Annotated in this window: 11 protein-coding genes; 1 reads left to right on the forward strand and 10 read right to left on the reverse strand. The window is 29.9% G+C overall.

The window, feature by feature from the left end; all coding sequences use genetic code 11:
• Positions 1-5: 5 nt before the first annotated feature.
• From hisS to scfB, 9 genes are read right to left on the reverse strand one after another with little or no spacing between them, the layout of a single operon-like run.
• Complete coding sequence (gene hisS / locus HLB29_RS04505) at positions 6-1268, reverse strand: histidine--tRNA ligase (RefSeq protein ID WP_185623957.1); 1263 nt, start codon at positions 1266-1268, stop codon at positions 6-8.
• Complete coding sequence (gene hemZ, locus HLB29_RS04510) at positions 1240-2928, reverse strand: coproporphyrinogen dehydrogenase HemZ (RefSeq protein WP_185623958.1); 1689 nt, start codon at positions 2926-2928, stop codon at positions 1240-1242. The genes hisS and hemZ overlap by 29 nt, the downstream gene beginning before the upstream one ends.
• On the reverse strand, positions 2928-3554 hold the full coding sequence (locus HLB29_RS04515; RefSeq protein WP_185623959.1) for an MBL fold metallo-hydrolase: 627 nt from the start codon (positions 3552-3554) through the stop codon (positions 2928-2930). The genes hemZ and HLB29_RS04515 overlap by 1 nt, the downstream gene beginning before the upstream one ends.
• Before the next feature lie 10 nt (positions 3555-3564).
• Entirely contained in the window at positions 3565-4014 is a 450-nt protein-coding gene (gene dtd / locus HLB29_RS04520) for a D-aminoacyl-tRNA deacylase (RefSeq protein WP_185623960.1), read from the reverse strand.
• Positions 4015-4024: 10 nt separating this feature from the next.
• Positions 4025-6271 carry a RelA/SpoT family protein gene (locus HLB29_RS04525; protein ID WP_185623961.1) on the reverse strand — a complete coding sequence of 749 codons (2247 nt, stop codon included), beginning with the start codon at positions 6269-6271 and terminating at the stop codon, positions 4025-4027.
• Between the two features lie 48 nt (positions 6272-6319).
• The gene (locus HLB29_RS04530; RefSeq protein ID WP_185623962.1) at positions 6320-6844 is read right to left on the reverse strand and encodes an adenine phosphoribosyltransferase; all 525 of its coding nucleotides are present in this window, start codon (positions 6842-6844) and stop codon (positions 6320-6322) included.
• Between the two features lie 52 nt (positions 6845-6896).
• Positions 6897-9446 carry a single-stranded-DNA-specific exonuclease RecJ gene (gene recJ, locus HLB29_RS04535; RefSeq protein WP_185623963.1) on the reverse strand — a complete coding sequence of 850 codons (2550 nt, stop codon included), beginning with the start codon at positions 9444-9446 and terminating at the stop codon, positions 6897-6899.
• Positions 9447-9448: 2 nt separating this feature from the next.
• Positions 9449-11116: an ABC1 kinase family protein gene (locus HLB29_RS04540; RefSeq protein WP_185623964.1), complete on the reverse strand. Its 1668-nt coding sequence runs from the start codon at positions 11114-11116 to the stop codon at positions 9449-9451.
• A 3-nt stretch (positions 11117-11119) separates the two neighbouring features.
• On the reverse strand, positions 11120-12493 hold the full coding sequence (gene scfB / locus HLB29_RS04545) for a thioether cross-link-forming SCIFF peptide maturase (RefSeq protein WP_207719515.1): 1374 nt from the start codon (positions 12491-12493) through the stop codon (positions 11120-11122).
• Positions 12494-12639: 146 nt separating this feature from the next.
• Here scfB and HLB29_RS04550 point away from each other — a divergent pair, with 146 nt between their 5' ends.
• Positions 12640-13596: a hypothetical protein gene (locus tag HLB29_RS04550; RefSeq protein ID WP_416389945.1), complete on the forward strand. Its 957-nt coding sequence runs from the start codon at positions 12640-12642 to the stop codon at positions 13594-13596.
• A gap of 260 nt (positions 13597-13856) precedes the next feature.
• On the opposite strand, the gene HLB29_RS04555 is transcribed toward HLB29_RS04550, so the two are convergent.
• On the reverse strand, positions 13857-14513 hold the full coding sequence (locus HLB29_RS04555) for a hypothetical protein (RefSeq protein WP_185623966.1): 657 nt from the start codon (positions 14511-14513) through the stop codon (positions 13857-13859).
• Positions 14514-14670: the final 157 nt, after the last annotated feature.

The following is a 14670-nucleotide window of genomic DNA, read 5'->3' on the forward strand; positions in this document are numbered from 1 at the left end:
CCGAATTATAATTCTTTTTTTAATTCTCCGACTAAATTACTAATTTTTACCAGTCTTTGTTCACCGGTTTCCATGTTTTTAAGTGCAGCTTCATCTTTTTCCAATTCGTCATCTCCAATTACAATTGTAAATTTGGAATTTACCTTATTAGAATATTTGAATTGAGCTTTCACACTTCTGTCTAAGTGATCTTTATCTGCTGATATTTGGTTATGTCTCAAATCACTTAATATTCCAAAAGCTTTCAATTTTGCCCTATCACCTATTGTAACTATAAAAATATCAGTTGCATTTGGATTTTCAATTTTTATATCATTGGCTTCGAGAGTAAGCAATAATCTTTCTACTCCCATACCAAATCCTATACCACTAAATCCCTTTGGTCCTCCAATTTGTTCTACAAGACCATCATAACGACCTCCACCACAAACGGTAGACTGTGATCCAAGATCATTTGATATAATTTCAAATGCTGTTCTTTTATAGTAATCTAATCCTCTTACTATCTTTTTGTCTATTTGGTATTTAATCGACATTTCATTAAGATAAGATTTTAATGTTTCAAAATGTTCTTTACAATCATCACAAAGATTATCTGCCATCAAAGGTATATCTGTTATATTAGCCTGACAAGTTTCATTTTTGCAATCTATTACTCTCATAGGATTTTTATCTCTTCTATCATTACATAAGTCACATAATACTTCCGCTCTCTCGGCAAGATATGATTTCAGTTTTTCATTATATGATTCTCTACATACAGAACATCCCACTGAGTTTATAGATACAGTAAGATCCTTTAACCCCAGTTCACTCAAATACTGCATTGCCAATCCTATTACTTCGGCATCCAATGACGGAGAATCTCCTCCTATTGCTTCAACACCAAATTGATGAAATTGCCTCTGCCTTCCGGATTGAGGTCTTTCATATCTAAAACAAGGTGTCATATAAAACAACTTTGTCGGTTGAGCATCAGCATGCATTTTATGTTCTATAAAGGCTCTTACCACACCTGCTGTACCTTCGGGTTTTAATGTTATTTCTCTATCTCCTTTATCCTTAAAAGAATACATTTCCTTTTGTACTATGTCTGTCGTATCGCCTACACCTCTTTTAAATAGCTCAGTATGTTCAAAAATTGGTGTTCTAATTTCTTCATATCCATAAAGTGAACATAATTTTCTAAATCTACTTTCCAAGTAATTCCACTTATAAGATTCTTTAGGTGTGATATCCTTAGTCCCCCTTGGAGCTCCTGTTAGCATTTTTTTCTACCTCCCTAACTTTTTTATCTATCATTTCGTCAACTCTCTCAAGATAAATTTCAAGATTTTTGACATCATCTACTCTTTCAATTCTATTTTCATCAATATATACAAATTTGGATACAGCACCTGCACCAATTGCATAATTTGATTGTTTTTCTTCCATTATTTGCATATTGTAGAGACATTCATATCCTTCTTTAGAATATCCAATATTTTCTAAGTTTCCAAGCATATGTTTCTGTCTATACATATAGTATGGATTATAACCGCCATAATTCATACTTTGCTTTGAAATTTCCAACATTTTTATCATATTTTGGTAAGAAGTAAATTCGTCTTTATAATTATCCACATTAATTTTTAAGTCGGATGCTCTTTTCAAAGCCAACGTGTGAACTGTTATACTTTCGGGATTTAGTTTTAAAATTTCATCCATAGTATGCTTAACCATTTCCGGAGTTTCTCCCGGTAATCCCAAAATTAAATCCATATTTATATTATCAAATTTTAACTCCCTAGCCATAGTAAAGCATTTTTTTATATCATCAACAGTATGGTTTCTACCTATTAATTTCAATGTTGAATCATTCATAGTCTGCGGATTTATACTTATTCTGGTAACATTATTATCTTTTAAAACTTTCAATTTATCAAATGTTATACTATCGGGTCTTCCCGCTTCAACAGTGAACTCTTTTATATTTGATAAATCAAAAATTTCAAATAACGCTTTAATTAGAGTCTCTAGATCTTTATATTCTAATGCTGTAGGAGTTCCTCCTCCTATATATAAAGTCTCTATTTCCTTCCCCTGCATTTCTATCAACTTATTTAACCCAACTGCTTCTTTTATAAGAGCATTTACATATTGCCCTCTTAAATCTCCAAATTTACCAAGGGGATGCGATGGAAAAGAACAATACAAACATCTCGTTGGACAAAATGGTATACTTACATATAGCGAAATTTTATCTTTTGATAAAGGATAAATAAACTTTCTTTCTCTCCTTGCAATATTTATTGTCAAATCTAATTTCTCATCAGAAATTAGATATTCTTTTTTCATAAATTCCGATATTTCATATTCATTCATCCCCTTATCTAATAGAGAATGAATTATTTTCACGGGTCTTATTCCTGTAAGTATTCCCCATGGAACATTTGCATCAAATTTATTATATAAATAGTCGAATATACTCCTCTGAATAATTCTTTTAGAAACAGTCTTAATATTATTATCTATTTTTTTAAAGTTTTTTGCAAATTTTTTTTCGTTTATCAATTCTTCAATTTGATTATCAAAAATAATTTCATAACCGGAATAAATGATTGTTCTGGTTCTTAATATTATACCTTCATCTGTACTTTCTCTACATAATAAATTAATTAATAAATCTCCTTCTATTTTATCGATAACGTTTTTAATTTTATCAGCTATATTTATTCTATTATTTTCATTTTTTATATATAAACTTTTTTCAACAAATAATTCTACAAGTTCATCATACTTTTCTTTTTCCAATAAAACCTTATTAATATCTTTTATAACGTCAAAATCTTCTGAGCTATCTAAATAAGAAAACTCAGAAGAGAAAAGTCTAAAAAACTCGGACAATTCATATTTATAGTCGTGTCCTAGTAATAATATATTTATCATTATATCACCAATTTCATATAATAATTGCTTTTCTTTTCCCTGCCAATAGTGCTTGCTGGTCCATGTCCAGGGTAGATTACAAGATCTTCTTCTAATTTAGCAAGTTTTTTTAAGGACTTCAAAATTTTATTATAATCACCGCCATATAAATCAGTTCTTCCTATTGAACCCTGAAATAATGTATCTCCGGTGAACATTTCCATTCCACACCTTATACACATACCACCCTCAGTATGTCCGGGAGTATTAATAAATGAAAATATATGTTCTCCCATCTTTATCTTATCCTTTTCATCCACGTAAATATCCGCTTCTATCTCAATTGGATATGGAAAAAACTGACTGCTCAAATTCTTATTTGCGTCATTTAACATTTCTTTTTCATGAATATTTGCCAATATCGGTGCGTTAGTAAATTTCTTTAACTCTTTTACGTCCCCTATATGATCGGCATGAGAATGTGTAAGCATAATATATTTTACATTGAGATTTTTATCTTTTATAAATTTCTTCTGCCTATCAAAACTTAGAGCTGGATCAATAACTACCGCATCAAGAGTTTTCTCATCATAATATATATATGTATTTTCCTGCATCATACTATCGACTATAACTTCTAACTTCATCTATTTCCTCCTAAAAAGTTTTATTTGAATCGACTAGCAATGTAACCGGGCCGTCATTTATTAACTCGACCATCATATGAGTTCTAAATTTTCCTGTTTCAGTTTTCACTCCTAATGCCCTGACTTTTTCTACAAATTTAATGTAGAAATCATCCGCTTTATCCGGTTTAGCTGCGTCTGTGAATCCCGGTCTTCTTCCTTTTCTACAATCACCAAAAAGTGTAAATTGACTTACGACCAATAATTCTCCATTAACGTCTTTTAATGATAAATTCATTTTATCATTTTCATCTTCAAATATTCTTAGATTAATTATTTTATCAACCATATAATCTATATCTTTTATTTCATCATCTTCTGCAATTCCTAGTAACACAAGCAGACCGGAATTTATCTTACCTGTCACTTCTCCATCTACTTTGACATTTGAAGAAGATACTCTCTGAACTACCGCCCTCATTTATCTACCTCTATTTTCCATTTATTCTATAAGTTTCCTCAACACCTGGTATATTCATCATTTTTCTAATTACCTGATTTAATTGATCTATTCCATTGACTTCTAAAGTTAAATCTATAGTAATACCAATTTCGCTTCCCTTTCTAGCATATATGCCAGCCAATCTTATTTTCTCATTTGATATTACATGGGTTATTTCATTTACTATACCTCTTCTATCATTTGCTTTAATTTGTATATCTGCTTCAAATCTAGAATCATTATCCTCTATCCAGGATACTTTTACCATTTTACCCGAATATTTTTCTTTGTCTCTAATTATATTCTCACAATCTACTCTATGAACTGTAACACCTCTGCCTCTTGTGATATATCCCACTATATCATCACCGGGAAGTGGACTACAGCATTTAGCAAATCTTACATAAATCCCTTCAAGTCCGTCAACCTGTACACCAGTATGCCTTTTTTCTTTTTTCTTTGATTTACTGCTTTTTAATTTTTCATTTTCAGTAATGTTATGTCGCTCTACATCTTCTTCAAGGTTAATTTGTTGTACTTTTTCTAGCTTACGAGCATCTCTCAATAAAATATCTTTTACTTTTGTCACAACTTGATTGCACGCTATTCCACCGTAACCTATAGTAGCTAAAAAATCATCATAGTCCGGTTGATTAAATTTTTTCCCAACTTCTTTCAATGCATTTTGAACATCTACATCACTTTTATTAAGATTAACTCTCTTTAATTCTTTTTCTAAGATTGCCAATCCTCTTTCTATATTTTCTTCTCTTCTTTCTTTTTTGAAAAACTGCCTTATTCTATTTCTTGCATTTGGAGTTTTAACTATATTGAGCCAATCCCTACTCGGTCCGGGCGAATTTGAACTAGTCTGTATTTCTACAATTTCTCCATTTTGTAATTTATAGTCAAGCGGAACCATCTTTCCATTAACCTTGGCTCCTGTGCATAAATTACCGACTTTCGAGTGAATTCTATATGCAAAATCTATAGGAATTGATCCATTTGGCAATTCCATCACTTCGCCCTGAGGTGTAAAAACATATACCTGTGCATTTAATACATCATCTTTCAGCGCATCTAAAAATTCATGTGGATCAGTCACATCTTTTTCCCATTCCATCATCAACCTTAGCCATTGCAACTTTTCATCAATCTTAGAATTTTCGGTACTGGTAATCCCTTCTTTATATTTCCAATGTGCAGCAACCCCATATTCTGCAATATTATGCATTTCATGAGTTCTAATTTGAATCTCAACAGGTTCTCCATCAGAACCAATTACAGTTGTATGAAGAGATTGATACATATTAGGTTTTGGAACCGCAATATAATCTTTAAATCTACCAGGCATAGGTTTCCAAAGTGTATGGATAGTCCCTAATACACCATAACAGTCTTTTAAAGAATCCACAATCACTCTAATCGCTATTAAATCATATATTTCATCAAAACTTTTATTCTTTGATTTCATTTTTTTATATATACTGTAAAAATGTTTTGGTCTTCCATATACTTCACAATTTATTTCCATATCATTAAAAGTATCTCTAAGCAATTCAACTATATTTTGAATATATTTCTCTCTTTGTTCCCTCTTCATTTTTACTTTTTTGACAAGTTTGTAGTATCCTTCAGGATCAAGATATCTCAATGAAAGATCTTCTAATTCCCATTTTATCTTAGATATACCTAGTCTATGTGCAATTCCAGCGTAAATATCCAAAGTCTCCTGCGCCTTATATATTGCCTTTTCAGGATCCATATATTCTAGTGTTCTCATATTATGTAGCCTGTCAGCTAGCTTAATAAGTATAACTCTCATATCCTTTGCCATCGCTAAAAACATCTTCCTAAGATTTTCAGATTGAGATTCTTCTTTTGTCATATACTTAATTTTACCAAGCTTCGTAACCCCATCAACCAATATGGCTACATCTTTACCAAACATTTCCTCTATATCTTTATCTTCGTATTTAGTATCCTCGACAACATCGTGTAATAATCCGCCACAAATAGTATCAATATCCAATTGCATATCCGCCAAAATATTGGCAACAGCTTTAGGATGTATAAAATAGGGTTCACCCGATTTTCTTACCTGATCAACATGTGCCTTTTCAGATAAATTATAAGCTTCCTTGACTTTATTGAAATCAGCATTTGGTGCATATAATCTTATTTTTTCTATTAATTTTTTCAAATCTTCATCACAATAATGTTCATTATTATTCATACATAATCACTCCCATCCATGCCAATTCCATAAAGCCCTCAATTTTTTCTATTCTGCAGAATAGTGAACCAAAGAATTGACCTCATATCCATTCAGTTTATCTCTACCCTTTAAAAAGTCTAATTCTATTAAAAATTGTAACGAAACCACCTCTCCACCGAGCTTTTCAATCAATTTCGAAGCTGCAGCTACTGTTCCACCTGTTGCAAGCAAATCATCTACAATAGCTACCTTTTGTCCGGGAGCAATAGCATCCTTATGTATTTCCAATATATCTGTTCCATACTCTAAACTATATTCGTATGATTCAACTTCAGATGGCAACTTCCCTGGTTTTCTAATTGGAACAAAACCAACTCCTAATTTATAGGCTACCGGAGTTCCAAGAATAAATCCCCTTGCTTCCGGTCCAACAATTATGTCTACGCCGCCGAGCCTTTCCAGATTATTAGCAATAGTATCCACTGCAAATTTAAATGCATCTCCATCTCCCAAAAGAGTTGTAATATCCTTAAAACCGATACCAGGCTTAGGGAAGTTTTGCACATTTCTAATTTTTGACTGTAAATTCATAATACCCTCCGTAAATGGTTATTCTTCATATTTTGATTATTTTTTTCAAAATTTATATTTTATATGTATTTTCGAACTTTTGTTTTGTCTCGTTAATGCCTACTATTATTCTGTTCTTTTTTAAATCCAACTTGTTCGCCGGTTTTGGAAGAATTTTAAAAACAAACTCACCTTTTTCAAAATCAATATTATAATCTATTAGATTTTCATTTTTTAAAACATCCAGAATAATTAGTAACTCCGTAGTTGAAATATCTATTGTTCTAGCAAAAAAATCAAAATCTACTTTACCGGATTCCACAAGCATCAAATACTTGTAAGCATTTACGAATTTTTCTCTATTAAACGACTGTTCATTAAATTTATTAACAAGATGTATAAAATCAGATTCATTAAAATTCAATATAATTTGAGAATTTTCATTTTTACTAATAAATATTTTGTCCAGGTCCGCAATATTATCAACATAATCATATATAATAATTTTATTATATACTTTTAATTCACTTTTATCAATATTTGATAAAAACATGATATTATTTTTTTCACTATTAGAAATATTTAAATCAGAAATGTATCTGAAGTAACCATTTATAGTATTTATAATTGCAACTGTATTATCATCAATTTCCATAATAATATCGCTATCTCTTTTCACATTTCTATTTTCAATATTATGGCGAATTTCTTGATATTCTTCGTAATTTTCATAACTCAAAATTTTCTTGATATCATCTATATTATCATTTTTGAAAAAATTATTCATATGATCATAAATAAAATTATATTCAATAAAATCAGTATCATTTTTTTCTTTATTTTTATTAAAATCATCATTTTTATATCTATCTAAATTAATAATTTTTGATACAGTTTTTACAACTTCCGGATATAGGGAAATGTCTTTTGGTCTACTAAGTCTAACGTCTTTTATTTGCAACTGAATTTTTGTATTTCCATTAAAAGTATTCTCATCGATTCTGCAGACTACATCAATCATATCACCTACATCAAATATCTCTTTCAAATGTGACATACCAAAACCAATGCATTCATATTCCTTTTCCTTTTCAATTAATATTTTTAAATGATTTTTGTCCTTACCTAATAGAAAAATGTTCTTTACATAGCAATCTCTTATTAAAAAATGCGGTGTTGGATTTTTTATTCCAAACGGTTCTAATAAATGTAATCTATCTACTAATTTCAAATTTAATTTTTTTTCGTCTATTTCATATTCTATTTTTATCTCTTCAACTAAATCTTCATCTTCAAGCTCAAAATCAGCTATTTCATTTATTTTTTTTCTAAAAGAGGCTATTTTTTCTTTCTCTATTGAAAGACCTGCTGCTTGCTCATGCCCTCCAAATTTTAACATATAATCCTTACACTTAAGCATTGCATCGAAAATATCAAATCCCTTAATAGACCTCGCAGAACCAACTGCTATGCCATCTTCTAAACAAAGCAATATACATGGTTTATAATATTTTTCTGTAAGTTTTGACGCCACTATTCCTATAATTCCATGATGCCATCCTTCAGATGCAAGGACTATAACTTTATCATCCTCATAACTTCCATCAAGCGATAAAATATTTTCAGCTTCTTTATAAATTTTGGATTCTATTAATTGTCTTTCTTCATTTTTTATATTCATAAGTTCAGCTATTTCTTTTGCTTTTTCATCATTATCACATGTAAAAAGCTCAACCCCCAAGCTTGAAAATCCCAGCCTTCCTGATGCATTTATTCTAGGTCCGATAGCGAAACCTAAATGAGAACTTTTTATTTTAAAATCTGTTAGTCCGCACACTTCCAGAAGAGCTTTCATTCCTATGTTATTTCCTCTTCCAATTATATCCAGACCATTCTTCACTATTATTCTATTTTCATCGAGTACCGGCATAATATCACAAATAGTAGCAAGAGATACTATTTCTAAATATCTATATATATTATTTATAATATATTCATCACCTTCGAGTGCATGAATAAGCTTAAAAGCAACTCCACATCCGCAAATACCTTTAAATGGATATGCACAATCTTCTCTCTTAGGATCCACCACTGCAACTGCATTTGGCAATTCCAATTGACACTCATGATGATCTGTAATTATAACATCAATTCCCAATTTTTTTGCATATTCAACTTCTTCCACAGATGTAATACCACAGTCAACTGTAATAATCAAATCTACATTGTCAGATTTAATTTGCTCAATAGCATCTTTATTAAGGCCATATCCTTCATCTAATCTATTTGGAATATAATAATTAACATCATAACTAATATGCTTAAAATAAAGAATAAGAATCGATGTTGATGAAACACCATCAACATCATAATCTCCGAAAACACATATTTTTTCCCTATTTTCAATAGCTTTTTTTATTCTTATTACCGCTTTCTCCATATCTTTTAATAAAAACGGATCTCTCAAATATTCAAAATTAGATTTTATAAACATCTGAATATCATCATATTCTGTTATTCCTCTATTTATCATTATTTGAGCTATTTCATTGCTTATATTAAATTTTTCAGTATTTATATTCCCACTGGGCTCACATTTATTAATCACTGTCCATTTTTTCATTTTTATTTACCTTTATTGAAATTATTTTTCAACATAAGAAACACAAGAGTTATTCCAATAATAAAGGAAATTATAAATCCTGCTATGCTTACATATTTTATTGTACGACTTTTTTCTATATTTGAAGATGCCAATATTAAAGACGAACCTACTATACAAGCCGCAAGTGTTATACTCATTGATACCTGAGTAGTGAACTTTCTCAAACTTTCTTCTAAAGTAGGAGCTTCAAACTCTCCAATATCCAATTTTAAATTATTTTTTTCTAATATATTTAAGATACCTTTTATTTGTCCAGGAACTGTAATAAAATCATAATAATATTCATCTATATTTGCTTTTAAGTTCCCCATACTTCTCTTTATGTCAAGTTTCTCTTCCCTATAATATTTAAGATATGCATTTGCAATTGATTCAACACTAAAATCCTTATATAGACCTCTTGATGTTCCTTCAAGTGTTATTACTGTCTTACCTAAAAGGACCAACTGTGATGGAAGAACTATTTTATGATTTCTCATAAATCTAAATACTTCATCCAGTATTTCGGCAATGCTTAGTTTATCAAGAGGAATATCGTAATAATAGTGTATTAGATATAACAAATCTCTTCTCAATATTTCGTTATTGATATCACCTGATATGGCATTCATATCTGTAAGTATTCTTATTATCTGATCAGTATTTTTATTAGTTGATGAAATTATAAGCTGATTTAAATATCTAAGCGTTTTTTCATCGATTAGACCTATCATCCCAAAATCCACATATGCAAGTTTACCATCGTCAAGTATAAATATATTTCCAGGATGTGGATCTGCATGGAAAAAACCACAAGTCATTACCTGCCTAAAAAATGATTTAACACCTATATCAATAATCCTCTTCTTTTGGGCATCATCTATATTATAGTCATCTATTTCAGATAGACATATTCCATCTACCTTCTCCATTACAAGCAATCTTTTAGTAGTGTAGTCATTATATATTTCAGGTATAAATACTTCCCTGCTTTCTTTAAATATTTCACCTAATTTTATTCCATTAACGGCTTCAAACTTGTAATCCAGTTCTCTTATAAGTTGTACTTCCATTTCTGATATAAGCTCTTTAGCATCTATGTTCCAATCTTTTTTAAAGAAATCCAGATTTCCCGCCAATCTTTTAAGTATATCGATATCCGATTTTATGATATTTTCTATACCTGGTCTTTGTATTTTAATTACTGCATTTTTACCATTGGTAAGCCTTGCACCGTAAACCTGACCTATAGAGGCAGCTGCTATAGGTTGTTCACTTATATATTCAAAAACTTCTTCAATTTCACAAGCGAGTTCCTCTTTTAAAATATCCATCGCTACAGAATTATCAAAAGGCTCTACATTATCCCTTAGCTGGCTCAATTCTTCAATAATATCATTATCAAACAAATCTTTTCTCGTACTTATAATCTGACCAATTTTTATATAAGTAGGTCCCAGCTCCTCAAAAGCGTGCCTCAATCTCTGACCTGTTGTCATAGATTTAATACTGCTGTTTGGTGATTTTGTAATAACTTTCCCAGCTACAGAATCTTTATTCAATTTATCAACTATAAATCCAAAACCATATTTTACTAGTACAGTTGCGATTTCTTTATATCTACTTAGATGTTTATAGCTTACTCTCATTTATTATTCACCTTCAGTCAACAATTTTGCTTGTATCATTATTGCACATTCCGTTCTCTTTTTTTGCATTTCACACCCCAAATCATAGGGTTTTGTTATATCTTTGTTAAAATTGATTGCATTTGCATGACAACCACCAGAACAATAGAACTTATTCCAACAACTCTTACAACTATCCTTATTATACACATGAGCATTTTTAAACATTGATTTTATATCTTCAGGCATATTTATTTCTTTATCATTTAAATTGCCCAATATATATTCTTCTTTACCTACAAACTGATGACATGGATATATATCCCCATTTGGAACTATCGACACATATTCATTGCCTGCACCACATCCGGTTATTCTTTTTATTACACAAGGTCCTTGATTCAAATCAACTATAAAATGGAAAAACTTAAATTTTTCTCCTTTAAGTTGTCTTTCAGCTATTTCGGCAGCAAATTTTTCATATTCATCAAAAATTCTTGGTAAATCCTCTTCTCGCAAAGCAAATGGATTCGTTTCATCATCCACAACAGGTTCGATAGATGTAAGTTCAAACCCTAAATCTGCAAAATGCTTAACATCTTTCGAAAAATCAAGATTATCTCTTGTAAAAGTTCCTCTAACATAGTAGTATTTATCTTTCGGTCTCTGTTTTACAAGTTTCTGAAATTTGGGAACTATAATATCATAACTTCCATGATTGTTCAGTGTAGGTCTCATACCATCATTAATTTCTTTCCTTCCATCCAGTGAAAGTACCACATTATGCATATTTTCATTTATAAAATCTATTTTTTCATCATCTAATAAAACTCCATTAGTTGTAATTGTATATCTTATATTTTTTCCAAATGGTTTTTCTTTTTCTCTACCATATTTAACCAGTTCTTTAACAACTTCCCAATTCATAAGTGGCTCTCCTCCAAAAAAATCTATTTCCAGATTTTTTCTATTACCACTATTTTCCACCAAAAAGTCGATTGCTTTTTTACCGATTTCCAGTGACATTAATTCAGCTTTTCCTCCGAAATCACCTTGCTTTGCAAAACAATATTTACATTTCAAGTTGCAGTCATGAGCAACATTTAGACAGAGTGCTTTTACAACAGGTTTCCTATCTACAAAGCTAGGATGTAATTCATATTCATCTTCTGAATACAACAACCCCTCTTTGACAAGACTTTCTATCTCATCATATGACTCTTCTATTTTTTCTTTATCATATTCACTTTCCAATAATTGAACTATATCTTCAAGTGTTTTTTCTTCATAATAGTCTAATACTCTATATGTAACATCATCTACAACATGAACAGCACCGCCGTTTACATCAATAACGATATTAAAACCGTTCATATTGTATTTATGTATCATTTTCAAATTTATTTCCCCCTTATATAATAATATTCCACTCTATATTATAACACATATTTTGTCATTAAAACTACCGAATAAGTTCCCTGTTTTTTTAAATTTTTGCATTAACAACTACTTTTATGTTATAATATGAATAATTATGAATGGAGGTGGAAATTTTGAAATTTTTCAAAAAAGCAATTGCTGCTGTTTTAGTACTTTGTATGGCAACTTCAATGGTGGCATGTAGTTCTAAAAAAGAAAATCCCAAAATGACAAACGAAAAAAAGACTGAAAAGATTGAATACATTACTAAAATAACAAAGGATAACGTAGAGGATATAGTAATAGAATATAAGGAAATACTTTCTTACTATAACGACCTAAAAAACAACTTAAAAGCAATCGATGATATTGCCAAAAATCCTGATTTGGAAAGTGAAGCAGCAAATACTAAAGATTCTATAAATAACGGCTTAACTTTACTATCGGGCACTCAGACATTATATAAACCACTTGTTGATGCAAAAAGTATCTTAATAAAAATGTACAGAATTTCCTTAGACATGGCGGATTATGTGGTTTCAAACCCATCTGAATATGAAAAAAAATCTAAAGAATATCAAAAACTATTTGATGAGTTTAAATCTATAATGGACACGATAAGAACTGACGTAGAAAAAGTCAGAGGTAAATCTCCTACTGAGGACATAGACATCAAGAGTGATGATAAAAATGACAACAAAAAAGATGATAAAAACAACAAAAGTGATGTAAAAGATAAAAAAGACGATAAAACTTCAGACAAAAAAGATAATTCTAGTAATAAAAATAACAGTGGTAAGAATAATCCACCTTCTAATGATGGTTCTGCAAATAAACCTGATCAAGAATTTGTGCCGAAAGTTTCAAGCTTAAACAGTAGTCTTAGAGGAGAAATTAAAAATGCCGGCTTTAGTGCTGGAGCAAGTTATAAACAATCAGGTGGCGACTCTTCAAACCTATCACAAGTCGCAGCCCAGATGTTTAATGATATTGAAGGTGATAACCCAATAAATTCAAATGATATTTCTGAAGCAAGACAAATATTTATAAATGCGTTTATAAGTGCATATAATTCAAACTAGGTCTATCGGGAAGTATACATATATGATTAGCTCAGTTCTTTAGAATATGCTACTATATTTTTAAAAAATACAACATTAATATAACATTTTTATAAGAAAATGAAATTATAAAAAACTGGAACCCCGAGATTTCCAGTTTTTTTATAGTTTATATATATTTTATTTGTTTAAAATAAAATTAAAAAGACTAGACTTAAAGTACATTAACTTATCATCTAGTCTTTTTGAAGTGATTATGGTAGTTTTGTAAACAAAACGTATTAGCAAGCTATTAATATCTCTTTCAGTTTCTTATTTCTTTCTTCAACACTATTGTTCTCAGTCATAACCATTTTGATTGAATAGCGCTTTCCTTCAACAAAGAAAACAATTATTTTTTTATCATTAAAATTGTATTCTCTATATTTATCCATTCCTTTTGACGAAATCTTTTTAATTTCATCAACATCTACTTCATCTGATAATACAAAACCTACTTCAGATTTCATAAGTAAATTAATCAAACTCTTTTCTTCACCTATCTCGTATATTTTGTATTTTCTCAGAATCCTTTCTAATTGCTCATCTTCAAGAGCTACATTTAGTGGACTACCATCCTCTTTTCTGGTAATATTGCCACATAAATCTTGTACATGAACCGGATATAGTTCACTTTCAGGCACATTTAAAATCTTGCTAAAATGTACATATTGTTTGTTATGAACATACCCTTCATTCTTTATTTCGACAAAGCCAGGTATTTCTCCAATGCAAAATGATTCAATTGAATCTTTATGAAATTTATTAGATATCGGAAGAATTTTTATAGTATCGTTTTCCTCATTAATATCTAATACCACTGCATAATCAAGTGTATAAGTATCCTTATCAACATCTTCTAGAGCAAAAAAATTATATCTTACTATATCTCCTAACATGGTATCATACCTCCACTCTTTGTAAAATTGTTTCTAAATAAATACTATCATACTTTTTATTTTAAGTCTAGTATTTTTTTAAAATTTTTCATATATTTATGATGTATAATTAAGAGCATATACATATATAGTGTATCATTTAATTTTAATATAATAT

Origin of the sequence: Peptostreptococcus canis, assembly GCF_014229965.1 — a bacterium.
GTDB classification, from domain to species: domain Bacteria; phylum Bacillota; class Clostridia; order Peptostreptococcales; family Peptostreptococcaceae; genus Peptostreptococcus; species Peptostreptococcus canis.

Excerpts from the sequence above, each read along its gene's own strand:
- HLB29_RS04530 (WP_185623962.1), bottom strand. The coding sequence starts at position 6,844 with ATGAATTTACAGTCAAAAATTAGAAATGTGCAAAACTTCCCTAAGCCT.
- HLB29_RS04555 (WP_185623966.1), bottom strand. The coding sequence starts at position 14,513 with ATGTTAGGAGATATAGTAAGATATAATTTTTTTGCTCTAGAAGATGTT.
- recJ (WP_185623963.1), bottom strand. The coding sequence starts at position 9,446 with ATGAAAAAATGGACAGTGATTAATAAATGTGAGCCCAGTGGGAATATA.
- HLB29_RS04525 (WP_185623961.1), bottom strand. The coding sequence starts at position 6,271 with ATGAATAATAATGAACATTATTGTGATGAAGATTTGAAAAAATTAATA.
- HLB29_RS04540 (WP_185623964.1), bottom strand. The coding sequence starts at position 11,116 with ATGAGAGTAAGCTATAAACATCTAAGTAGATATAAAGAAATCGCAACT.
- hemZ (WP_185623958.1), bottom strand. The coding sequence starts at position 2,928 with ATGATAAATATATTATTACTAGGACACGACTATAAATATGAATTGTCC.
- hisS (WP_185623957.1), bottom strand. The coding sequence starts at position 1,268 with ATGCTAACAGGAGCTCCAAGGGGGACTAAGGATATCACACCTAAAGAA.
- dtd (WP_185623960.1), bottom strand. The coding sequence starts at position 4,014 with ATGAGGGCGGTAGTTCAGAGAGTATCTTCTTCAAATGTCAAAGTAGAT.
- HLB29_RS04515 (WP_185623959.1), bottom strand. The coding sequence starts at position 3,554 with ATGAAGTTAGAAGTTATAGTCGATAGTATGATGCAGGAAAATACATAT.